This window comes from Rhodococcus sp. LMD, from assembly GCF_056108245.1.
In genome coordinates, this window is record NZ_CM148557.1 from 1,454,311 (window position 1) to 1,475,396 (window position 21,086).

Annotated in this window: 20 protein-coding genes and 2 pseudogenes; 14 read left to right on the top strand and 8 right to left on the bottom strand. The window is 69.2% G+C overall.

The window, feature by feature from the left end; genetic code table 11:
* Positions 1–63: 63 nt before the first annotated feature.
* The 8 genes from ACWPQI_RS06830 to ACWPQI_RS06865 all read left to right on the top strand — a co-directional run bounded on the left by ACWPQI_RS06830 (position 64) and on the right by ACWPQI_RS06865 (position 6,347).
* Complete coding sequence (locus tag ACWPQI_RS06830; protein ID WP_010592522.1) at positions 64–534, top strand: VOC family protein; 471 nt, start codon at positions 64–66, stop codon at positions 532–534.
* A 48-nt stretch (positions 535–582) separates the two neighbouring features.
* Complete coding sequence (locus tag ACWPQI_RS06835; protein WP_048771821.1) at positions 583–1,896, top strand: MFS transporter; 1,314 nt, start codon at positions 583–585, stop codon at positions 1,894–1,896.
* A 64-nt stretch (positions 1,897–1,960) separates the two neighbouring features.
* Positions 1,961–2,086 carry a hypothetical protein gene (locus tag ACWPQI_RS06840; RefSeq protein WP_255325545.1) on the top strand — a complete coding sequence of 42 codons (126 nt, stop codon included), beginning with the start codon at positions 1,961–1,963 and terminating at the stop codon, positions 2,084–2,086.
* Between the two features lie 212 nt (positions 2,087–2,298).
* Positions 2,299–3,126 (top strand): IclR family transcriptional regulator, encoded by an 828-nt coding sequence (locus ACWPQI_RS06845; RefSeq protein ID WP_064065824.1) that lies wholly within the window; start codon positions 2,299–2,301, stop codon positions 3,124–3,126.
* Positions 3,127–3,170: 44 nt separating this feature from the next.
* The gene (locus ACWPQI_RS06850; RefSeq protein WP_010592519.1) at positions 3,171–3,965 is read left to right on the top strand and encodes a 2-keto-4-pentenoate hydratase; all 795 of its coding nucleotides are present in this window, start codon (positions 3,171–3,173) and stop codon (positions 3,963–3,965) included.
* Positions 3,962–4,750: a 2-keto-4-pentenoate hydratase gene (locus ACWPQI_RS06855; protein WP_474738705.1), complete on the top strand. Its 789-nt coding sequence runs from the start codon at positions 3,962–3,964 to the stop codon at positions 4,748–4,750. The genes ACWPQI_RS06850 and ACWPQI_RS06855 overlap by 4 nt, the downstream gene beginning before the upstream one ends.
* A gap of 2 nt (positions 4,751–4,752) precedes the next feature.
* A complete protein-coding gene (locus ACWPQI_RS06860) occupies positions 4,753–4,950 on the top strand; it encodes a tautomerase family protein (protein WP_010592517.1) in 198 nt (65 codons plus the stop codon).
* A gap of 131 nt (positions 4,951–5,081) precedes the next feature.
* A complete protein-coding gene (locus tag ACWPQI_RS06865) occupies positions 5,082–6,347 on the top strand; it encodes an acyl-CoA dehydrogenase family protein (protein ID WP_474738706.1) in 1,266 nt (421 codons plus the stop codon).
* 70 nt (positions 6,348–6,417) lie between these two features.
* Here ACWPQI_RS06865 and ACWPQI_RS06870 read toward each other — a convergent pair whose 3' ends face one another.
* Complete coding sequence (locus tag ACWPQI_RS06870; RefSeq protein WP_010592515.1) at positions 6,418–7,425, bottom strand: AraC family transcriptional regulator; 1,008 nt, start codon at positions 7,423–7,425, stop codon at positions 6,418–6,420.
* Positions 7,426–7,557: 132 nt separating this feature from the next.
* Here ACWPQI_RS06870 and ACWPQI_RS06875 point away from each other — a divergent pair, with 132 nt between their 5' ends.
* Entirely contained in the window at positions 7,558–8,772 is a 1,215-nt protein-coding gene (locus ACWPQI_RS06875) for a cytochrome P450 (RefSeq protein ID WP_040275355.1), read from the top strand.
* 2 nt (positions 8,773–8,774) lie between these two features.
* Positions 8,775–9,803: an NADH:ubiquinone reductase (Na(+)-transporting) subunit F gene (locus ACWPQI_RS06880; RefSeq protein ID WP_010592513.1), complete on the top strand. Its 1,029-nt coding sequence runs from the start codon at positions 8,775–8,777 to the stop codon at positions 9,801–9,803.
* Between the two features lie 53 nt (positions 9,804–9,856).
* Here ACWPQI_RS06880 and ACWPQI_RS06885 read toward each other — a convergent pair whose 3' ends face one another.
* Complete coding sequence (locus tag ACWPQI_RS06885) at positions 9,857–10,879, bottom strand: AraC family transcriptional regulator (RefSeq protein ID WP_010592512.1); 1,023 nt, start codon at positions 10,877–10,879, stop codon at positions 9,857–9,859.
* Positions 10,880–11,088: 209 nt separating this feature from the next.
* Between ACWPQI_RS06885 and ACWPQI_RS06890 the strand changes: the two genes are divergently transcribed.
* The 3 genes and pseudogenes from ACWPQI_RS06890 to ACWPQI_RS06900 all read left to right on the top strand — a co-directional run.
* Positions 11,089–12,651, top strand: a complete 1,563-nt coding sequence (locus ACWPQI_RS06890) for a 4-hydroxyphenylacetate 3-hydroxylase family protein (protein ID WP_026137634.1) — start codon at positions 11,089–11,091, stop codon at positions 12,649–12,651.
* Positions 12,652–12,664: 13 nt separating this feature from the next.
* Positions 12,665–13,192: an NADH-dependent flavin reductase gene (gene nphA, locus ACWPQI_RS06895; protein WP_190242367.1), complete on the top strand. Its 528-nt coding sequence runs from the start codon at positions 12,665–12,667 to the stop codon at positions 13,190–13,192.
* A 167-nt stretch (positions 13,193–13,359) separates the two neighbouring features.
* A pseudogene (locus tag ACWPQI_RS06900) lies at positions 13,360–13,512 on the top strand (wax ester/triacylglycerol synthase domain-containing protein); the annotation flags it as partial.
* A 447-nt stretch (positions 13,513–13,959) separates the two neighbouring features.
* Here ACWPQI_RS06900 and ACWPQI_RS06905 read toward each other — a convergent pair.
* From ACWPQI_RS06905 to ACWPQI_RS06925, 5 genes are all read right to left on the bottom strand, one after another.
* Positions 13,960–14,388 (bottom strand): tautomerase family protein, encoded by a 429-nt coding sequence (locus ACWPQI_RS06905; protein ID WP_010592508.1) that lies wholly within the window; start codon positions 14,386–14,388, stop codon positions 13,960–13,962.
* 33 nt (positions 14,389–14,421) lie between these two features.
* The gene (locus tag ACWPQI_RS06910; protein WP_010592507.1) at positions 14,422–15,174 is read right to left on the bottom strand and encodes an SDR family NAD(P)-dependent oxidoreductase; all 753 of its coding nucleotides are present in this window, start codon (positions 15,172–15,174) and stop codon (positions 14,422–14,424) included.
* 112 nt (positions 15,175–15,286) lie between these two features.
* Positions 15,287–16,765, bottom strand: a complete 1,479-nt coding sequence (locus ACWPQI_RS06915; protein WP_010592506.1) for an aldehyde dehydrogenase — start codon at positions 16,763–16,765, stop codon at positions 15,287–15,289.
* Positions 16,766–16,780: 15 nt separating this feature from the next.
* Positions 16,781–17,767, bottom strand: a complete 987-nt coding sequence (dmpG, locus tag ACWPQI_RS06920) for a 4-hydroxy-2-oxovalerate aldolase (RefSeq protein ID WP_234420198.1) — start codon at positions 17,765–17,767, stop codon at positions 16,781–16,783.
* A 71-nt stretch (positions 17,768–17,838) separates the two neighbouring features.
* Positions 17,839–18,717, bottom strand: coding sequence for an acetaldehyde dehydrogenase (acetylating) (locus tag ACWPQI_RS06925; protein ID WP_010592504.1), 879 nt, complete (start codon positions 18,715–18,717; stop codon positions 17,839–17,841).
* A gap of 219 nt (positions 18,718–18,936) precedes the next feature.
* On the opposite strand from ACWPQI_RS06925, the gene ACWPQI_RS06930 reads away from it, so the two are divergent.
* Positions 18,937–20,031 (top strand): VOC family protein, encoded by a 1,095-nt coding sequence (locus ACWPQI_RS06930; protein WP_010592503.1) that lies wholly within the window; start codon positions 18,937–18,939, stop codon positions 20,029–20,031.
* A gap of 68 nt (positions 20,032–20,099) precedes the next feature.
* Here the strand turns inward: ACWPQI_RS06930 and ACWPQI_RS06935 are convergent.
* Positions 20,100–21,027, bottom strand: a pseudogene (locus tag ACWPQI_RS06935) (sigma-70 family RNA polymerase sigma factor).
* Positions 21,028–21,086 lie beyond the last annotated feature (59 nt).

A 21,086-nucleotide genomic window follows, 5' to 3' on the forward strand; every position in this document is an offset into this window, starting at 1 on the left:
CGGCCCGGGTCGATATCTGTGACGCCGACAGGGCGCCGTCATCCACCGAGCAAGGAGAAGGCGATGCCGAAGATCACCCCGTTCCTGTGGTTCGACACCGAGGCCGAAGAGGCCGCCAAGTTCTACACCAGCGTGTTTCCCCGCTCGCGCATCCTGAGCACCACGTACTACCAGGACACCGGGCCCAAGCCGGCCGGCACCGTCATGACCGTCGACTTCGAACTCGACGGCCAGCGCTACGTCGCGCTCAACGGCGGCCCGGAGTTCTCGTTCACCGAGGCGGTGTCGTTCCAGATCGACTGCGCCGACCAGGACGAGGTCGACCACTACTGGAACGCTCTCACCGAGGGCGGGGAAGAGAGCCAGTGCGGCTGGCTGAAGGATCGGTTCGGGCTGTCCTGGCAGGTGGTGCCGCGACGGCTCTTCGAGCTGCTCTCCGACACCGGCCCCGAGGTGGGGCGGCGGGTCACCGAGGCGATGCTGCAGATGCGCAGGATCGAGATCGCACCGCTCGAGGAGGCCGCCCGCGGCTGAACCGGCGAGCCCAGCGGGCACCGCGGCGGCGGTGATAGCTTTCGGTCGATGACCACGCGCACCGAGCGGCTCGACGAGCTGCCGCTGACCCGCAGACACGGCAGGCTGCTGCTCGGCTCCGGTGTGGGCTGGGCACTCGACGCCATGGATGTCGGGCTCATCTCCTTCGTGATGGCCGCCCTGGCCGTGCAGTGGAATCTGAGCACGACCCAGCTGTCGTGGATCGGGTCGATCGGCTTCGTCGGAATGGCAGTCGGAGCCGCGGTCGGTGGGCTGCTCGCCGACCGGATCGGCCGGCGCCAGGTGTTCGCGGTGACACTGCTGGTGTACGGCCTGGCCACCGGCGCGGCGGCGCTCGCCGGCTCCGTCGCGGTGCTGATCGTGTTGCGGTTCGTCGTCGGCCTGGGTCTCGGCGCCGAGCTTCCCGTCGCGTCGACCCTCGTCAGTGAGTACGCGCCGCGCCGGCAGCGGGGTCGCATGGTCGTCGCGCTCGAGGCGTTCTGGGCGGCCGGATGGATCCTCGCGGCCCTCATCGGCTACTTCGTGATCCCCCTCGGCGACGACGGCTGGCGCTGGGCGCTGGCCGTGGGAATCGTCCCCACCCTGTACGCGGTGGTCGTGCGGTTCGGACTACCCGAATCCGTGCGATACCTCGAGCGCCGGGGCCGCTACGCCGAGGCGGAGAAGGCCGTGCGGTCCTTCGAGATGTCCGCCGGCATCGCGGCGCCGACGGACGCGGAGGAGACGTCGCGTCCGGTGCTCACGGAGACGAGCGCCGAGTCGATCTGGTCGCCGCGGTTGCGGCGGCGCACCGCCGCCCTGTGGACGGTGTGGTTCTGCATCAACCTCTCGTACTACGGGGCCTTCATCTGGCTGCCGAGCCTGCTGGTGAACCAGGGCTTCGACCTGGTGAAGTCCTTCCAGTACACGCTGATCATCACGCTCGCGCAGCTGCCGGGATACGCCGTCGCGGCGTGGCTGATCGAGGTGTGGGGGCGCCGCGCAACCCTGGCGAGCTTCCTCGTCGGCTCGGCCGCGGCCGCGGGCCTGTTCGGGCTGGCCGACACGCCCACCGAGATCGTCGCCGCCGGAATGGCATTGTCGTTCTTCAACCTCGGCGCCTGGGGGGCGCTCTACGCGATCGGACCGGAGCTGTATCCGACGTCGGTGCGCGCCGCCGGGACCGGCGCGGCGGCCGCGTTCGGGCGCATTGCGTCGATCGTGGCGCCGCTGCTCGTGCCCTGGCTGCTCACCGGCGGCGGCAACGCCCTCGTGTTCGGGGTGTTCGCGGCGGCGTTCGCGCTCGCCGCCGTCGCCGCCTTCACGCTGCCGGAGCGCAAGGGGCACGTGCTCGAGGCCTGAGCCCTACGCCCGGGCGGCCGGCGCCGGGCCGCAGGCCGCCGCCACCGCGAAGGTCCCGAGGGCCGTGCCCGTGACGAGGCGCTGGGTCCGCACGGCCCGCGGGGGCGTCGCCATGCGGCGCACCGGTCAGCTCGACGACCCGACCCTCGCGCACGTCGTGTCGCACCTGCGGATGTCGTCGGGCGCGTAGCCCGCCGGCCCCCGCGCGTGCGCACGTCTCGCACCGATTCCGAAGGCAGCGCCACGGGATGTGCGCCCTCGGTGCGCGTGGAGTCATCCTTCTGTGCATTCCCAGCCATGTTCGCCCGCACTCCGGGGACCTAGTGTTCCAGATCACAAGCATCCGGCGGCGGGCCGTGCGCATCCGAGGCCTCCGCCGCGACCGAAAGGACGGACCTGGACGTGGCGTCACTGCAGACGGTGCAGAGGATCGGACCGGTGCTGGACCTGTTCACGGTGCAGCAACCCGAGTGGGGGGTCTCCGAGGTCGCGGCGGCGATCGACGTTCCCCGATCGAGCGCGCACGCTCTGCTGTCGAGCCTGGTCGACACGGGGCTGCTCCAGTGCCGCGTGCGCGGACGCTACCGGCTCGGGTGGCGCGTCGTGGAGCTGGGGGAGACGCTGCGCGGCACCGTCGACGTCCGGTCCTGTGCCGCCCCCGTCCTCGAGCGTCTGGTGGAGAAGTACGGAGAGACAACTCATCTCGCGGTCATGGATCGATGGAACGTCCTCTACGTGGACAAGATCCTCGGCAATCACAACATCACCGTGCAGGGCGCCCGGGTCGGGACGCGCCTGGACGCGCATTCCACGGCGGTGGGCAAGGTGCTGCTTGCGCAACTCGAGGAGATCGAGGTGCGCCGGTACCTGGCCATGCGTCCGTTGCGGCGGCTGACACCGTCGACCACCACGAACCCCCAGGCACTTCTGGACGCCCTGGCCGGTGTGCGCTCGGCCGGCTTCGCTGCGGACCTCGGGGAGACCGTCTCCGAGGTGCACTGCGTCGCCGCCCCGGTGCGCGACGACCTGGGCTCCGTCGTGGCGGCCGTGAGCGTGAGCGTGCCCGCGACGCGCTTCGCCCAGCGGCGACCGCAGCTCGAGCGGGCCGTGGTCGGCGCCGCGCACGAGATCACCCGGGCGATCGCCGAAGCCCACGACTGCAGTCCCGTACCGCTGCGGGACGACCCGAGTGCCGCCGCTCTCGTGGAGGCGAGTCCGCGCGCCTCCTGATCACGATCCGACTGCACGAACACGACAAGCGAAAAAGAGGAGCCATGGACACCGCCGCCCACAAGGCCGCAGACCGACTGCTCGAGGTGTATCGCACGGGGGAGCCGATCGATCCGCTCACCCCCGATCATCCCGACGCGTCGATCGAACTCGCCTACCGGATCCAACAGCTGCAGGTCGAGCAGTGGACGCTGGCCGGCGATGTCGTCAAGGGCCACAAGGTGGGCTTGGCCTCCCGCGCGATCCAGCGGCAGATGGGTGTCGATCAACCCGATTTCGGGCATCTGACCGCGAGCATGTTCCACCTCGAGCATCAGCCGATCCCCGCCGGCCGCTTCCTGCAGCCGCGGATCGAGCCCGAGGTGGCGTTCGTACTCGGCCGGCCGCTGGCCGGTCCGGGCGTCACCGCCGCCGAAGCTGCGCGGGCCGTGGACTTCGTGTTGCCCGCACTCGAGATCGTCGACTCGCGGATCCGGGACTGGAAGATCGGCATCTTCGACACCATCGCGGACAACGCCTCGTCCGGCGGCGTGATCCTGGGGAGCCGGCCGGTCTCCCTCGGTGACGTCGACCTGAGGCTGATCGGATGCACACTCCACATAGGCGGTGAACTCATGGCGACGGGAGCCGGCGGAGCCGTCCTCGGGTCCCCGCTCAACGCGCTGGTGTGGCTGGCCAACACGGTCGGCCCGCTCGGGGTCACCCTCGAACCGGGGCATGTGGTGCTTCCCGGCTCCATGACCAGGGCGTTTCCCGTGGCGGCGGGCAACTCCATCGTGGCGAACATCAGCGGGCTCGGCAGCGTCACCGCCGTGCTCGGCGGAAAGGACGAGAAATGAGCGACCAGTCGTGGAGCGCGGCCCGCGTCGCCGACGTGCTGCTGCGGGCGGAGGACACGGCGACCCCGCAGACGTCGATCCTCGCGGAATGGGACGGACTGGACCTGGGGACCGCGTACGCCGCGCAGGACATCGCGTTGCGCATGCGGCTCGCCCGCGGCGAGCGGCTCACCGGCGTGAAGCTCGGGGTCACGTCTAAGGCAAAGCAACGGCAGGTGGGCGTGGACTCGCCGTCCACCGCGTGGCTCACGGACAGGATGATCCTGCCGATCGGCGAGCCTGTCCCGCGCGAGAAGATGATCCACGCTCGCGCGGAGCCGGAGATCGCGTTCGTCATGGGCCGCAGGCTCGAGGGGCCGGGCGTCTCGGCCGCGACCGCACTGGCCGCGGTGGAGCACGTGGTCGGCGCGATCGAGATCATCGACAGCCGCTTCTCCGGCTACCAGTTCTCGATGATGGACGCCGTCGCGGACAACAACTCGTCCGGACGGTACGTGACCGGTCCGGTCGGCCGCGCGCCGGAGGATCTCGATCTCGCCCTCGAGGCGTGTCTGCTCGAGATCGACGGCGAGGTGGTGGATTCGGCAACGGGCGCTGCGGTACACGGACATCCCGCGGAGGCGCTGGCCTTCGCCGCGAACACCCTGGCCGAGCGGGGACTCGCCATCGAGGCAGGGTGGGTGGTGCTCACCGGCGGCATGACCGACGCCGTGCCGGTGCAGCCGGGGGCGCGCATCGCCGCGCACTTCACCACCCTCGGCACCGTCACCGTGGCGGGAGGCTGACGATGCCGCTCATCGACGTGACGATCGCGGAGGGGCGCAGCCCGGACGAGCTCCGGAGGCTGATCCACGAACTGACCCAGGCGGCGCACCGGGCCCTGGACGCGCCGCTGCCCAACATCCGGGTGGTGCTGCGGGAGACGCCGAAGACACACTTCGCCGCAGGCGATGTGACGATCGCCGAGCGTGAGACACGGGCCTGAACGGTCCGGATATCCCGGACTGCGACAGCGCCGGCCGGCGACGACGTCGAGCATCGTGATCGAGCCGCATCGGGGCGGGGAAGCGGGATACACAAGGGAGACACCATCCCCTGCGTCCCCTGGAGAACCCGATGACGTCGAACCCACAGCGCGCCCTCACCCTGGTTGCCGAGCCCGAGCCCGGCTGCGAACGGGTGGCGGACCGGATGTACCACGACCTGCTTTCGCCACCGGAGGTGCAACAGGTGCGCGACCGCGTCCGGGACTTCGCCGCTCGGGCTGTCTCGCCGATCGCCGGCCGGATCGCCGGCGGGGACGAGCGCCTCGACGGGTTCCCCCGGGACGCGTTCGAGGCCATGGCCTCGAACGGTCTGTTCCGCCTTCCCTTCACCGCGGACGTCGGTGGCGACGGACTCACGCACCGCGCCACGGCCACCGCAGTGGCCGTCGAGGAACTGGCGTACTACTCCAACAGCGTCGCCGCGATCTACGACGTCCATTGCATCCTCGCCGGCACGGCACTGGACCAGGGCACCGAGGAGCAACGGCGCCGATGGCTGCGTGCCGTCGTCGACGGGGAGATCGTCGGATCGTTCGCGACGAGCGAGCCCGGTGCCTCGAGCGATCTGTCTCCCGAGGCGGTGCAGACCGTCGCGAGCCCGGACGGCGACGGGTGGGTGCTCACCGGCCGCAAGCGGTGGATCACCAATTCGGTCGTCGCCGGTGTCGTCGTCGTGCTCGCCCGGACCGGCGACAGCCTCACCACCTTCATCGTTCCCACCACCGCACCGGGCGTCACCGTCGGCACACCCGACCGCAAACTCGGCAACCGCGGGCAGATCACGGCCGACGTGATCCTCGACCGTGTTCCGCTCGGGCCGGAATCGGTGCTCGGGCGGGTCGGCGGTGGCCTGCGCGTCGCGCTCCGGACACTCACCTACGGCCGCATCGGAATCGGCGCCGCCGGCGTCGGCATGGCGCAGGCCGCCTTCGACCGGACCGTCGCGCATCTGAAGTCGCGGCACGCGTTCGGTGGTTCGCTGGCCTCCAAACAGCATTGGCAGTTCGTGATGGCCGACTACGCGGCAGATCTCGAGTCCGCCCGTAGCCTGTACCTGAAAGCGGCGCTCCGGCTCGACGCGGGGGAACACTTTCCCGAGCCCGAAGCGGCGATGGCAAAGCTGCGCGGCACCGACCTGGCGGCGCGCATCGCCCGGGATGCCGTGCAGGCGTTCGGCGGACTCGGATTCGTGCAGTCCCTCGGTGCCGACGACACCGAAGGCCCGGTCGAGGCGATCTACCGGGACAGCAAGATCGGCGAGATCTACGAGGTAGCCAACGAGATTCAGAAATGGGTGCTCTCCCGGCAGATTTTCGGGCGGGACCACACCGGATAGGTTTCGGCAGTTCTGTGGGGGCTGGTCGTCGCTCGTGCGAGCGTGGACGGCCGGCCCTCGCCGGTGACGACTACCCGCGCACGGCGGGGTTCAGGCGGAAATGTGCAGGGCTGGAGCCGAACCGGCGACGGAACGCGCGGCTGAAATGCGATACGTCCCGGAACCCGACGTGGACACTGATCGCAGTGACGGTGAGATCGGTTTCCAGCAGCATCGTTCGGGCGCGGCCGAGTCGCACCTCGTACAGCCACGTGCGGGGAGTGGTTCCCGCCGTGCTGAACAGTTTGTGGATGTAGCGCAGCGACATTCCCAGTTCCATGCCGATCTCGGCGAGCGTGTGATCGGGATCGTGCAGGTACCGGGCCATGGTGGCCTGGACCTTGCGCAGGTCGTCCGCGTGCGCCCGCTTCGTGGCGTTCAGCGGAGTCACCCGGTCGCTGATCGCGGTGACGAGCAGGTCCAGCGCCGCGGCGGCCACAGAATCCGAGGTTCCACCGGACAGGGGGGTTTCGGTGGCGGCCACGTCGACCAGAAAACGCGACACCAGTCGCCCGATGCCGGTCTGCCCCGAAATGCCGTGGCCCGTCACGCTCTCCACCGCGTCGAGCGGCAGTCGGGACGTGAGCTGCCGGCGCGGCGCCCGCAGTACGATCTGCTCGAATTCGGTTGTGCCGTCGACGACGAACGGCGTCGACGAGTCCACGACGCCGAAGGCGCCGTTCTCGAGGATCGCCGTCCGCGGCCCCTGCGTCAGGGTGGCGGAACCCTGAGTGATGAGGCACAGCAGGAAATCGTCGTTGGGGTCCGAATCGATCATCGCGGGGGTCCGCACCACCGTGTGCGGATCGGCGCGCACCACGCTCACGATCACGTCGCCGATCGGGCGAGCGACCAGATCGGCAGCAAACCGGTCGTTCGATCGGGACCAGTCGACGTCCATCTCGCAGTAGGTCCGGTCGAGCGTATCCGCCCACCGCGCACGGCCTTCGGCGGATTCGAGTTCACGAACGCTCAGCGCCACCGGTCGACCGGCCTCCGCGGTGCACGGGGAGTCATCCTTCGGTGCACTGTCGGTCATGTTCCTGCTCACCTCCTCCTCCTAGTGTTCCAGATCACAGGAACTCGGCGGGCGGACGATACCGCGAGACGCACCGTCTGCGCGACCCCCGACCGTCGCCTCCGGACGAGCCGACGACAGGAGAACGACATCATGACCACCACCCACACCTGGATCGACGAGATCACCATGGAGGAACTGGATCGCGACCCGAATCCGATCTACGAGCGCCTCCGCCGTGAAGCCCCGGTCGCGTATGTGCCCGCAGTGGGGATGCACGTCGTGGCGACCCGCGAATTGTGCCTGCAGATCACGCAGGACCCGCAGGCGTGGTCCACCGTGATCGCCCCCTCGGGAGGCCGGACGTTCGGCAAGGGAACGGTTCTCGACTCCAACGGCGAGCAGCACCGCAGGATCCGGGAGTGGATCGATCCGCAACTGCGTCCCGCCGCCGTCGACACCTATGTCGAGGCCCTGGTCCGGCCGCAGGCGCAGCGGATCCTCGAGCGCATCGAAGACCTCGGAGCCGCCGACATCCAGGAGGCATACTTCGCGCCGGTCAGCGTCCGCGCCGTCGGCGACCTCATGGGCCTGACGGACGTCCCGTCCGAGACGCTCGTGCGCTGGTTCCAGACGCTCGCCCTGTCCTACGGCAACGCCGCGGTCGACGAGCACGGCAACTTCGCAGATCCGGCACCCTTCGAGGCCGGTGACAGGGTCAAGGAGGAGATCGTCGCGACGGTCGACCCCATGCTCGACCACTGGACCGCCCACCCCGACCACACCCTCATCTCGCACTGGCTGCACGACGGGATGCCCGAGGGACAGGTGCGCGATCGCGCCGAGATCTACCCGAACATCTACGTGTTCCTGCTCGGTGCTCTGCAGGAGCCGGGCCACGTCATGACGACCACCCTGGCGGGCCTGCTGGAGCACCCCGACCAGCTCGAACGGGTCGTCGACGATCCGACCCTCGTGCCGCGCGCGATCAACGAGGGCGCTCGGTGGGTGGCGCCGATCTGGAGCGCTGCGGTGAAGGTCGCGAACCACGATGTCACGATCGGCGGTGTCGACCTGCCTGCGGGTACACCCGTGATACTCGCCTACGGCTCGGCGAACCGGGACGAGACCGCCTGGGAGAACCCGGACGCTTACGACGTGGATCGGCCGGTCATGCCGCATCTCGCGTTCGGCTCCGGCAACCATGCCTGTGCCGGAACCTACCTCGGCACCGCGATCGTCCGCATCGCGCTCGAGGAGCTGTTCGAGACGATCCCGAACATCGAGCCCGATCTCGACCACACGCCGGACTTCTGGGGCTGGACCTTCCGCGGCCCGCAGGGATTGCGTGTGCGGTGGGAGGTGTGACAGTGGAACATTCGGTGACCGTCTCGGACGGTGAGCAGCCCTTTCGTGCCGCAGCGGACCGCTCCATCCTCGAATCCGCGCTACGGGAGAACCGGTGGCTCCCGCATGCCTGCTCGCAGGGCACGTGTGGCACCTGCAAGATCCGCGTGCTGTGCGGGGAGGTGGACCACGGGCGGGTGGACGATACGGTCCTTTCCGAGACGGAGCGTGCGAGCGGGCTCGCGCTGGCCTGCCAGGCGAGCCCGCGCACCGATCTGACCGTCGCGCCGTTGAGCGAGACTGCGCCGGTCGGCCCGAGGCATCCGTTGCGCGATCACGCCGGCACCGTGCTCGAGCTGACCGACATCGCCCGGTGCACCCGCCGGCTCGTCGTGGAGCTGGACGAGCCGATGGAATTCTCCGCCGGCCAGTACGCCGAGCTGGTTGTGCCGGGTTCCGTGGTGGCACGCCAATATTCGATGGCCAATCCGCCGTCCGAGTCGCGCCGGCTCGAGTTCCACATCAAGAAGGTCGACGGTGGGCTCGCGACGGAGGGGTGGATCTTCGGCTCGCTTCGCCCGGGAGACCGGATCGAGTTGCGCGGGCCGCTGGGGCAGTTCGCCCTGGTTCACCCCCAGGAGGAACCGGCCATCCTGATCGGCGGCGGGACGGGACTAGCCCCCTTGAAGTCGATTGTGCGCCATGCTCTCTCCAGCGATCTCGTCCCGAGCATCGACCTGTACCACGGAGGGCGCGGGCAGGCGGATCTGTACGACGTGGACTTCTTCCGGGCACTCGAGGCTGCCGATTCCCGATTCCGCTACCACCCCGTGCTCAGCGAGGAGCAGTGGGACGGCGCGACCGGCATGGTCACCGACGTCGTGCTCGACGACTTCGCCAGTTGCCGGGGGCGCAGCGCGTACCTGTGCGGACCACCCGCCATGGTCGCCGCGGCGGTCAAGGCGCTCAAACGGCGTCGCATGGCGCCCCGGTCGATATTCAAGGAGGAGTTCACCGTCGGCGCCGCGCCGCCGGTGCTGTCGCCGACGTGACCGGTTCTGCGGCCGGGTGTTCGGGTTCGTCCCGGGCACCCGGCCGTTCGCCGTCAGTGCCGGTGGCCCGGTGGGCGGTCGGTTCTTCCCTTGCGGTACTGACCGGGGCTGGAGCCGAAGGAGGCGCGGAACGTCCTGCTGAAGTGGGAGACGTCCCGGAAACCCGCGCATTCGCTGACCTCCGCGACGGACATCTCGGTCGTCAGCAGGTACTTCCGCGCGCGTTCGAGGCGGGCCTGGTACAGCCATGCCCGGGGGGTGATCCCGGCCGCGCTGAACAGTTTCTGCACGTTACGCAACGACATCCCGGCGTCGGCCGCGACGTCCGACAGCGTGAGCTCGGGATCGTGCAGTTTCTGTTCGATGACCCGCTGGACGCGGGTGAGGTCCTCGGTGCGATGCAGTTGCGAGGCGCTGGTCGCGAGCGGTCCCTCCGCGAGCGCGGTGGCCAGCATGTCGACGGCCGAGGAGGCGAACGACACGGCGGCCCCCGGCGAGATCGGCGCCGTCGTGGTCGAGAGGTCGACGAAGAATCGGCCGACCAGTTCGCCGGCCCCGGTGTCGCCGCCGATCGACCGGGCGGTGCCGTGCTCGACGATCCGGCCGGGTAGACGTGAGGTGAGCAGCTCGGCGGGGGACCGCACCACGATCTGCCGGAACGGCGCGGGGGAGTGGAAGACGAACGGTGCGGAGCAGTCCAGCAGCGCGAATCCCCCGCGCTCGAGAACGGTGGCTCGACCGGACTGCTGCACCTCGACGCGGCCCTCGGTCACGATGCACACGAGGTAGCCCGCCCAGTTGTCCGAGGCGATCATCTCGGGGGACCGCACCACGGTGTGGGCGTCGGCGCGGATCGTGCTGATGTGCAGGTCCCCGAAGGGCCGTCCACCCCACTCGGCGTCGAAGTGCTGCCGCGGATCGGGCCACGCCACGTCCATCTCGCCGTACAGCAGCTCGAGGGTGCTCGCCCACTGTGTGCGGCCTTCGCGGGTGTCGAGCTCCCGCGTGCGTAGGGACACGAGGGCGGGCGCCGCTCCGTTGCGCGCGGAGTCACCCGATTGTTCGCGCTCAGCCATGTTCCAGCAGACCTCCGCCTTCTAGTGTTCCAGATCACAGGGACTTGGCGTCCGGAACGATATACCGACATCGCGCCGAAGGCGACATCCGAGAGCGGATCCCCAATCAGGGCAACGCAATCGGTGCCGACCGCGTCGCAGCGCGACGCCGGTCGATCCCGCCGGTCCCCGAAACGACTCTCCACCGCCCGAGACCAGGAGTGAACATCATGACGACATCAGCGATCATCGGCGACGCCGTGGGAGCACCCAACACCGTCCGTCCCATGACGGGCGAGGAGTACATCGAGTCGCTGCGCGACGGTCGCGAGGTGTACTTCCGTGGTGAGCGGGTCGACGACGTCACCACGCACCCGGCCTTCCGAAATTCGGTTCGGTCGGTGGCACGGATGTACGACGCGATGCACAAGCCGGAGGCGAAGGGCATCCTCACGGTGCCGACCGACACCGGCAACGGTGGCTTCACCCATCCGTTCTTCAAGACGGCACGCAGCGCCGACGACCTGCTCCTCGCCCGCGACGCGATCGCCACGTGGCAGCGCGAGGTGTACGGCTGGCTGGGCCGCTCGCCCGACTACAAGGCGTCGTTCCTCGGCACCCTCGGAGCCAACGCCGACTTCTACGGCGAGTACAAGCAGAACGCCCTCGACTGGTACAAGAAGTCCCAGGAGCGGGTGCTCTACCTCAACCACGCGATCGTCAACCCGCCGATCGACCGCGACAAGCCCGCCGACGAGACTGCCGACATCTGCGTGCACGTGGTCGAGGAAACCGACGCGGGTCTGATCGTGTCGGGCGCGAAGGTGGTGGCGACCGGTTCGGCGATCACGAATGCCAACTTCATCGCGCACTACGGCCTGCCGCTCCGCAAGAAGGAGTTCGGCCTGATCTTCACCGTCCCGATGGATTCACCGGGGCTGAAGTTGTTCTGTCGTACGTCCTACGAGATGAACGCCGCCGTCATGGGTACGCCGTTCGACTACCCGCTGTCGAGCCGATTCGACGAGAACGACGCGATCATGGTGTTCGACCGGGTGCTGGTGCCGTGGGAGAACGTCTTCGCCTACGACGCCGAGACGACCAACGGGTTCGTCATGAAATCCGGGTTCATGTCGCGCTTCATGTTTCACGGTTGCGCCCGTCTCGCCGTGAAGCTCGACTTCATCGCCGGCTGTGTGATGAAGGCGGTGGAGATGACCGGCTCGGCCGGATTCCGCGGGGTGCAGATGCAGGTCGGCGAGATCCTCAACTGGCGCGACATGTTCTGGGGACTGTCCGACGCGATGGCGAAGACGCCCGATCCGTGGGTGGGCGGGGCCGTGCAACCGAACCTGAACTACGGCCTGGCGTATCGGACCTTCATGGGTGTGGGCTATCCGCGGATCAAGGAGATCATCCAGCAGACTCTCGGCAGCGGTCTGATCTACCTGAATTCCCATGCGAGCGACTGGGGCAACCCCGACATCCGGCCGTACCTCGACCGGTACGTGCGCGGGTCGAACGGGATCGCGGCCATCGACCGTGTCAAGCTGCTCAAGCTGCTCTGGGATGCCGTCGGCACCGAGTTCGGCGGCCGGCACGAGTTGTACGAGCGCAACTACGGCGGTGACCACGAGGCCGTGCGCTTCCAGACGCTGTTCGCCTACCAGGCCCAGGGCCTGGACAACCAGCTCAAGGGCTTCGCCGAGCAGTGCATGTCCGAGTACGACGTCGACGGCTGGACGCGCCCCGATCTGATCGGCAACGACGATCTGAAGATCGTCCGGGGCTGAACGGAGCGAGACGATGAGGAGCACTGCTGTGGCCGATCTCGAGGTCACTCCACAACATATGCGAAAAGCGCTTGGGCGGTTCGCGAGCGGCGTCACCATCGTCACCACCGCCGAGTGCGAGGACGAGGCTTCGGTGCACGGGATGACCGCCAACGCCTTCACCTCGGTGTCGCTCGACCCGCCGCTCGTGCTCGTGTCGATCGCCAACCGCGCCAGGATGAACGAGCGGATCCGGGAGACCGGTAGGTACGGGGTTTCGATCCTCGCCGGGGACCAGGAACCGTTGTCCCTGCACTTCGCCGGTGCGGCACACCAGCCGGATCTGGTCCGGTTCGTGTGGCGGAAGGAAGTGCCCCTCCTCGAGGGCGCGCTGGTGCACCTCGCGTGCACGGTGGTCGACTCCCATCCCGCGGGTGACCACACGCTGCACGTGGGCCGGGTGGAGCAGCTCTGGTACGACGACGGGCACCCCCTGGTGTTCTACACCGGCAGTTTCCGGTCGCTCGAGTTGCAGGGCAGGGACGACCCCTGGGGCTTCTGATCGAGGTAGAGCGGGGGTGGCCGCGGCGGGTGTCGCGGCCACCCTCCCGCGTATCCGACGGCATCTCTCCGTGCCCTGTCTGCGGACATCTGGTTCGCTGGAGGGACGCGACGCCAGGTGGGCGCATCCGGGCGGTCGCAGCGGGACGGGGCGGGGAGTTGTTCCCGGTGGTCGAATCGATCCGGCGGCGCCCGCTCGACCGGTCACGGCCGCTGTGGGAGCTGTGGGTGATCCCGGGGCTCGGAGAGCATTCACATGCGGTCTACCTGCGGGTCCACCATGTGATCGCCGACGGCCCGGCGGGGGTGGCGATGCTCGGCGTGCTCCTCGACGCCGCCCCGGACGTGCCGCTGACGCCCGCGCCGCCTCGGCACGAGGAGAAGATCGACGATGTGCTGCTCTCGGTCTTCGCCGAGGGCTTGCGCGAACTGCTGTGTCGCCGGGGCGAACCGGCCGACGACGTCGTGCTGCGGGCGGTCGTCCCCGTCTCACTCCACGGGCAGCAAGCGGGGCCGGCCCGCGGAAGCCTGCTCGGTCAGATGATCGTTCGGCTTCCGGTGGGCAACATCGGCGTCGGTGCGGGCGCGTTCTCGTACGCGGGGCGGTTCGCGATCACCGTCGTCGGCGACAGTGTCGTGTGTCCCGAAGTGGACGTGGTGGCTCGCGGGATGGAGAAGGCACTGCGGGTGCTTCGCGGCGGACGCCCGAGCGAATGTGCCGTGGTGTCGGGTAACCGACGTGACGGCACATTCGCTCAGGTGCGGCGATCAGCGCGCCCGCTGTGTGGTTGCCGCCCGTGCCGCGACCTCGTCGGCGCGGGCGGCGGCGGCGGGGTCGCCTGCGATGAACCAGTTCACTGGGTCCGCCTCCACGATCCGGCCACGCACCGACTCCCTCGGCGCCCCGAGAATCTCGACGATCAGATCGGTGAAACGCGCTGCCAGCTCCTGCCGCTGCGCGATGGGGCGTCCGGCCAGGACGATCGCGGTGAAGTAGGGGGCCGGGGTGCCGCCGTCGGCGATCACCGTGCCGGACGTCGCGACGTCGTCGGGGTCGTACCGGACGACGAACGCCCGCACCCGCTCGATCGGGGAGTCGAGGACCTCCGCATAACAGCGGCTCGCGTCGGCGAGCAGACGACGTCGTTGCCCGGCGGTGTAGGCGCCGTCGACGAGGTGGAAGTGTGCAACGGGCATGGATGCTCCTTCGTGACGCTTCGGGGTACAGGATTACTGGACTCCGTGCCGGGTCCCGCCGTCGACGTTGAGGACGCTTCCGTGCAGCACGGCGGCCTCGGGAGCGAGGAGCATCTCCAGAGTCCAGCCGATCTCGTCGAGCGTCGGTAGCCGGCCGAGCGTGGTCGCGGCGCGATAGCGATCCCAGATCTCGCCGGGGTCGCGCCCGGTCTCGGCGGCCTCGGTCTCGACGAACTTCCGCAGCCGTGGAGTGTCGACGGGTCCCGGTGCGATGGTGTGGGTGGTGACGCCGCTCGGGCCGTAGAGTGCGCTGAGCTGGCGCATGAGATTGAAGACTGCGGCGTTCACCGTCCCCGGCCCGGCGTCGAGCGGGCCGGGTTCGAGTCCGAGCGAACCGGCGATCGTCACGAAACGCGAGCCCGGTACGAGGTGGTCCCGGACGGCGTGCAGCAGCCGCACCAGTCCGCCCACCTTGATGTTCGCGCCTACCGCGAGGTCCCCCGGTGCGATGGTGTCGGCCGAGCCGCGCACCGGGAGCCCGGCCGCGAACACGGCCAGGCGCACGGGCGCGTCGAGACGGGCGGCGATCGCGCCGATGGCACTGTCGTCGGCGATGTCGGCGACACACGGAACGATCAGATCGCCCTCGGTCGCGAGCTTGTCGAGGTCCTCGGCATTTCGGGCGACCGCGACGACGCGCATCCCGCGCCGGACCAGGCGCCGGGTGAACTCGGTGCCCATCGCGCCGGTTGCGCCGACGACGACGCACAGTGCGGGTGAGGCCATGTCTGTGCTCCTTGATTCGTGGGTGTGGCCGCAATCGAGACGCGAAATCGGAACTCGCCCAGACATGGTCGTGGGCGGATTCCGATTCGGCGTGCGTATCCGTTGCTCCGTTTCAGCCGCGCAGCCGGAGGGTGACTGCCCGCGGCTCGGTGAAGAAGTCGCGGGAGTACTGCCCGCCCTCGCGTCCCAGGCCGCTGGCGCCCTCGCCACCGAACGGCAGGCGCAGGTCGCGCTCGAAGAAGCAGTTGATCCACACGGTGCCGGCCTTCCAGCGGGCGGCCATCCGGTGGGCGCGGTCGAGGTTCTGGGTGAACAGCATTCCGGCGAGACCGTAGGGGGAGTCGTTGGCGATGCGCAGCGCTTCCTCCTCGGTATCGAATCCGAGGACGGTCTCGACCGGGCCGAAGATCTCCTCCCGTGCGGTGCGGGAGTCGTTTGTCAGCCCGGTGACGACGGTGGGCGGGTAGTAGAACCCGGCGGCGCGGGCGTCGTCGGTCAGGCGGGCACCACCGGTGACGACCTTGCCGCCTTCCTCCTGGGCGAGTTCGACGTAGCCGTGCACCTTGTCGAGGTGGCGCTGCTCGATGAGCGGGCCCAGGAAGTTGGCCGGGTCCTTCGGGTCGCCGACGGTGAGCTTGTCCGCCTCCTCGGTGAACCGGGCGAGGAACTCGTCCATGATGCTGTTGTGCACCAGAAGGCGGGAACCGGCCAGGCACACCTGCCCGTTGCCGCCGAAGATCGCCCGGATCGCCATCGGCACGGCGACGTCGAGGTCGGCGTCGGCGAAGACGATGTTCGCGGACTTGCCGCCCATCTCCGCCGAGACCGGGGTGTGATGGGCCGCGGCGGCCTGCAGGATCTTCACGCCCGTGGCGCTCGAGCCGGTGAAGGTGATCCGATCCACCCGCGGATCCGAGGTCAGCGGCCCGGCGACGGCCTCACCGCCGAACCCGTGCACGACGTTGAGCACCCCCTCGGGCAGCCCGGCCTCGAGGGCGAGCTCGGCGAAGCGGTGCGCGGTCAGCGGGGTCTGCGGCGCGGGCTTGAGAACAGCGGTATTTCCGAATGCCAAGGCGGGAGCGATCTTCCACGTGGCGAGCATCAGCGGCGCGTTCCACGGGCTGATCGCCGAGACGACACCGGCCGGTGGGTAGAGCACGTACGACAGCAGGTCCCCGTCCGGGTATGCCTCGTTCGCGGCCATCGCGACATAGTCGGCGAAGAAGCGCAGATTGTGTGCCACCCGCGGGATCTCGGCGTGCAGGGACTGATTGATGCTCTTGCCGCCGTCGCGGGTCTCGAGCAGGGCGAGTTCCTCTCGGTGGGCGTCGACCGTGTCGGCGACCGCGTGCAGGATCTTCGCGCGCTCCTTCGGGGACAGCAGCGGCCACGGGCCGTCGTCGAACGCACTGCGGGCGGCGGTGATCGCCGCGGCACCGTCCTCGGCCGTGCCCGCGGGTACGATCCCGAGTAGCGCACCGTCGTGCGGGTCGCGGGATTCGAAGGTGGCCCCGTCCGACGCCTGCTTCCATTCGCCGCCGATCAGGTGACGGACCTGCGTGACCGATGGCGGGTTCTGGGTCTGTGTCATGGCAGTCTCCCTGTGTCAGACTCCGGCGCGGGCCGGGAGCTCGTAGGTGCGGCCGGCCAGTTCGGAGGCGACGTCGACGATCATGTCCTCCTGGCCGCCGATGACGCCGCGGCGCCCGAGTTCGAGCAGGATCTCGCGGGTGGAGATGCCGAACTTCTTCGCGGCCCGCTTGGTGGGGTGGAAGAAGGTCGAGTACACCCCGGCGTAGCCGAGGATCAGCGCGGTCTCGTCGATGATCTGCGGGTCGGTCATCAGCGGCGCGACGACGTGCTCGGCGGTGTCGATCAGCGGGAACAGGTCGACGGCGGTATCCCAGCCGGCCCGCTCGAACGCGGCGGCGAGCACCTCGGTCTGTGCGTTGCCGGCGCTGGCGCCGAGCCCGCGCAGGGACCCGTCGATGAACGTCGCGCCGTTCTCGGCGGCGGTGAGCGCGTTGGCGATGCCCACTCCGAGATTGTTGTGGGCGTGGAAACCGATGTCGGCGGAGATCTCCTGTCGCAGGGCCGCGACGCGCTCACCGGCGTGCCGGGGCACCATCGCGCCAGCGGAGTCGACCACGTAGACGACATCGGCGCCGTAGGAGTCGAGCTTGGCGGCCTGCTCGGCGAGCGGCTCCGGGTCGAGTTTGTGGCTCATCATCAGGAACGTCATCACGTTCAGGCCCTGCTCCTTGGCCCACTCGACGGGCTGCTGGGCGCAGTCGGCCTCGGTGCAGTGCACCGCGACGCGCACGGTCTTGATGCCGGCGTCGATCGCGGACTTCAGTTCGGCGAGGGTGGCGATGCCCGGGACGTACAGCACTGCGATGTCCGCATTGTCGACGGCGTCGACGGCGGCGCGTACGTACTCGGGGTCGGTGGCGGCGGCGAAGCCGTACTGGATCGAGGAGGCGCCGAGGCCGATGCCGTGGGCCACCTCGATGGTGGGGATGCCGGCCCGGTCGAGGCCGCGGGCGATGTCGGCGACGTTCTCGGGGGTGAATCGGTGCGAGACCGACGACATGCCGTCGCGCAGGGTGGTGTCGACGAGGGTGACCTTGCGGCGCCCGGTGTGGGTGGCGGCGTCGGTGGTGCTCACTGGGCTGCTCCCTGGACGAGGTTGCGCTGCGCCAGGACGTCGGCGACCTGTACGGCGGCGGCGGTGATGATGTCGAGGTTTCCGGCGTAGGTGGGCAGGAAGTCGCCGGCGCCGACGACCTCGAGCATGACGGTGACGAGGTCGCCGTCGACGTCGACGAGCCGCAGGGTGTAACCGGGGACGTACTGCTGCACCCTGGCGACCATGTCGATCACGGCGCGTTCGATCGCGTCCGGGTCGGGGTTGCGGACCTTGGCGTAGACGGTGTCGCGCATGTTCATCGGCGGTTCGGCCGGGTTGATCACCGAGATGGCCTTGGCGCGGTCCGCGCCGGCGACCTGCGCGAGTGCCCGGCCGGTCTTCTCGCTGAATTCGCTGAGGTTCTGACGGGTGCCGGGGCCCGCGCTCTTCGACGCGATGGCCGCCACGATCTCGCCGTACGAGGCGTCGGCGACCTCGTTGATCGCGTACAGGATCGGGATGGTGGCCTGCCCGGCGCAGCTGACCATGTTCACGTTCGGCGCGTCCAGGTGCTCGGTGAGGTTGACGGCCGGCACGACGTACGGGCCCACCGACGCGGGCGTCAGGTCGATCGCCTTGATTCCCGCCTCCGCGTAGCGGGGCGCCGTTGCGGCGTGCACCTTTGCCGAGGTGGCCTCGAACACGACGTCAGGGAGTTCGGGGCGGCTCAGCAGCCAGTCCACGCCCTCGGCGGACGCTTCCAGGCCCGCCTGCCGGGCCCGTTCGAGTCCCTCGCTGGACGGGTCGATGCCCACCATGTACACCGGCTCGACATGCTCGGACCGCAGCAGCTTGTACATCAGATCCGTGCCGATGTTCCCGGAACCGACGATCGCGGCTTTCAAACGACTCATCTGTGGGGCCTTCCCTCAACTCGGGGGTGATGCGGACCACGCTAGGGCGGAAGGTCCCCTTGTCGGCCCCTCGTCCGGAGGTCTCGAACGCGGGACCGATGCCCCGAGTGGCGATTCGGCTATTCCGAACGACGTGCACAGCGGACTCGAGGTGCGCGCACGCTCGTGACGAAGAGCACAGCCGGTATCCTCGCCGGCCAGCGCAGATCAGGAGAGATCATGACGGACACGACCGCCCGTTTCGACATCGCGCACCTCGCCCGCGCGGAGCTGTTCACCCCGAGGCCTCAGGAAACCCTCGACTTCTTCACGAAGTTCCTCGGCATGTACGTCACGCACCGGGAAGGACAGTCCGTCTACCTGCGCGGGTACGAGGATCCCTACCAGTGGAGCCTGAAGGTCACCGAGGCTCAGGAGCCCGGCATGGGCCATGCTGCGCTGCGCGCCAGCTCGTCGGAAGCTCTCGAACGCCGCGTCGCGTCCCTGAAGCAGGGCAACGTGGAGGGCAAATGGAGCGAGGATCAGTTCGGCTACGGAAAGACCTTCGAATTCCAGTCCCCGGACGGCCACAACCTGCAGTTGCTGTGGGAGGTCGAGAAGTACGTCGCCCCGCAGGAGCTGCAGAGCAAGATCCTGTCGCGTCCGTCGAAGAAGCCGCTCCAGGGTATTCCGGTCAAGCGGATCGATCACCTGAACCTCATGTCCTCCGACGTGACCGCGGTGAAGGACTCGTTCGAGCGGCACCTCGGATTCCGCACGACCGAACGCGTGGTGGACGGCGGCGTGGAGATCGGCGCCTGGATGAGTTCGAACCTGCTCGGTCACGAGGTCGCCTGCATGCGTGACATGACCGGCGGACACGGCAAGCTCCACCACCTCGCGTTCTACTACGGCACCGGCCAGCACCTCGCAGACGCGGTCGAGATGTTCCGGGACTACGACATTCAGATCGAGGCAGGTCCCGACAAGCACGGCATCACGCAGGGGCAGTTCCTCTACGTGTTCGAGCCCGGCGGCAACCGCGTCGAGCTGTTCGGCGAGGCCGGTTACCTGCATCTCGATCCGGACGCCGAGACGAAGACGTGGCAGATGGCCGACATCGACACCGGCCTCGCGGTCGGTGGGGCCAAGCTGCCGTGGGAAACCTACTTCACCTACGGCACCCCGAACCCGCTCGCACTCGATCAGCACATCGAGAAGTTCTCGCACTTCGGCCCGGGCGCTCCTGTCGAGGACCCCGAGGTGCTCGCCGCGGAGCAGACGATCCCGGACGACATCGATCACTCCCGCGCGGTGTCCGGCTCCCCGGTCTGAGTCCTGGCGGGTGCGCACCTCCTGCACCGTCTTCCGGCGTGCCACGACGAGAGGTGCGCACCCGCGTGTCAGCCGGCGTCCGGGAACGTCACCTCGAGCGCCGCGAGCTGCTCGGGATCCGACACCACCTCGATCTCGACGATCGCGTCGTCCTCGATCGTGAAGGCGAACACCGTGCGCGGACGGCCGCCCGGCGCCCATGCGGCGCCGGGCATTCCGTCGACGAGCACTGCCCGGGCGGCCTGGGCGCGGCCGTCGAAAACCTCTGCGACGCTGTGGGGGCCGTGAAGCTCGCGCGCGAGCGCCGGTGCGCCGTGAGCCGCGCCGGCACGGGCCGTCGCCACGGCGATGTCGTCCGCGCGGAGGATCACACCCGGATCGAGCAGGGCCAGCAGGTCGTCGAACCGCCCCTCCCGCGACGCGGCGAGGAACGCATCGACGAGGCGACGGCGGCGCATCAGGTCGGCCCGTGGAGCGGTCGCGCCCTGGATGCGCCGCCGCGCTCGGCTCGCGAGCTGGCGGGTGGCGGCGGGGGAGCGTTCCACGATCGGGGCGATCTCGTCGAAGGGGACGGCGAACAGGTCGTGCAGCACGAACGCAAGGCGTTCGGCCGGGGCGAGGGTGTCGAGCACGACGAGCAATGCCACCCCGACCGAATCGGCCAGCAGTGCAGCGCTTTCCGGAACGTCGCGCGGGTCCGTCGACCGAGGTTCGGGACGATCGGGCATCGAGGGGGACCTCCCGGCGCGAGCCCCGCGAGCGCAGCATGTCCAGGCACACCCGGCTCACCACCGTCGTCAGCCAGCCTCCCAGGTTGGCGACCTCGTCGGTGCCGGAGCGGTGCAGACGCAGCCAGGCCTCCTGCACGGCGTCGTCGGCCTCGCTCGCCGAGCCGAGCATGCGGAAGGCCACTGCCCGCAGACGGTCCCGATGTGCCTCGAACTGTTCGGCGGGGAAGGCGCCGCCGGGGTGGGCCGAGAAGTTTCCGTCGCTCATGTCGTCACATTCTGTCGTCGGGATCCGTCATGGCTGTGACGAACGCACGACCCCGGATG

What these genes read in the sequence shown, in the direction of transcription:
- ACWPQI_RS06910 (WP_010592507.1), bottom strand. Translation starts at nt 15,174, where the DNA reads ATGGCCTCACCCGCACTGTGCGTCGTCGTCGGCGCAACCGGCGCGATG.
- ACWPQI_RS06870 (WP_010592515.1), bottom strand. Translation starts at nt 7,425, where the DNA reads ATGACCGACAGTGCACCGAAGGATGACTCCCCGTGCACCGCGGAGGCC.
- ACWPQI_RS06890 (WP_026137634.1), top strand. Translation starts at nt 11,089, where the DNA reads ATGACGACATCAGCGATCATCGGCGACGCCGTGGGAGCACCCAACACC.
- ACWPQI_RS06915 (WP_010592506.1), bottom strand. Translation starts at nt 16,765, where the DNA reads ATGACACAGACCCAGAACCCGCCATCGGTCACGCAGGTCCGTCACCTG.
- dmpG (WP_234420198.1), bottom strand. Translation starts at nt 17,767, where the DNA reads ATGTCGTCGGTCTCGCACCGATTCACCCCCGAGAACGTCGCCGACATC.
- ACWPQI_RS06835 (WP_048771821.1), top strand. Translation starts at nt 583, where the DNA reads ATGACCACGCGCACCGAGCGGCTCGACGAGCTGCCGCTGACCCGCAGA.
- ACWPQI_RS06905 (WP_010592508.1), bottom strand. Translation starts at nt 14,388, where the DNA reads ATGCCCGTTGCACACTTCCACCTCGTCGACGGCGCCTACACCGCCGGG.
- ACWPQI_RS06855 (WP_474738705.1), top strand. Translation starts at nt 3,962, where the DNA reads ATGAGCGACCAGTCGTGGAGCGCGGCCCGCGTCGCCGACGTGCTGCTG.
- ACWPQI_RS06925 (WP_010592504.1), bottom strand. Translation starts at nt 18,717, where the DNA reads ATGAGTCGTTTGAAAGCCGCGATCGTCGGTTCCGGGAACATCGGCACG.
- nphA (WP_190242367.1), top strand. Translation starts at nt 12,665, where the DNA reads ATGAGGAGCACTGCTGTGGCCGATCTCGAGGTCACTCCACAACATATG.
- ACWPQI_RS06860 (WP_010592517.1), top strand. Translation starts at nt 4,753, where the DNA reads ATGCCGCTCATCGACGTGACGATCGCGGAGGGGCGCAGCCCGGACGAG.
- ACWPQI_RS06885 (WP_010592512.1), bottom strand. Translation starts at nt 10,879, where the DNA reads ATGGCTGAGCGCGAACAATCGGGTGACTCCGCGCGCAACGGAGCGGCG.
- ACWPQI_RS06930 (WP_010592503.1), top strand. Translation starts at nt 18,937, where the DNA reads ATGACGGACACGACCGCCCGTTTCGACATCGCGCACCTCGCCCGCGCG.
- ACWPQI_RS06850 (WP_010592519.1), top strand. Translation starts at nt 3,171, where the DNA reads ATGGACACCGCCGCCCACAAGGCCGCAGACCGACTGCTCGAGGTGTAT.
- ACWPQI_RS06865 (WP_474738706.1), top strand. Translation starts at nt 5,082, where the DNA reads ATGACGTCGAACCCACAGCGCGCCCTCACCCTGGTTGCCGAGCCCGAG.
- ACWPQI_RS06830 (WP_010592522.1), top strand. Translation starts at nt 64, where the DNA reads ATGCCGAAGATCACCCCGTTCCTGTGGTTCGACACCGAGGCCGAAGAG.
- ACWPQI_RS06875 (WP_040275355.1), top strand. Translation starts at nt 7,558, where the DNA reads ATGACCACCACCCACACCTGGATCGACGAGATCACCATGGAGGAACTG.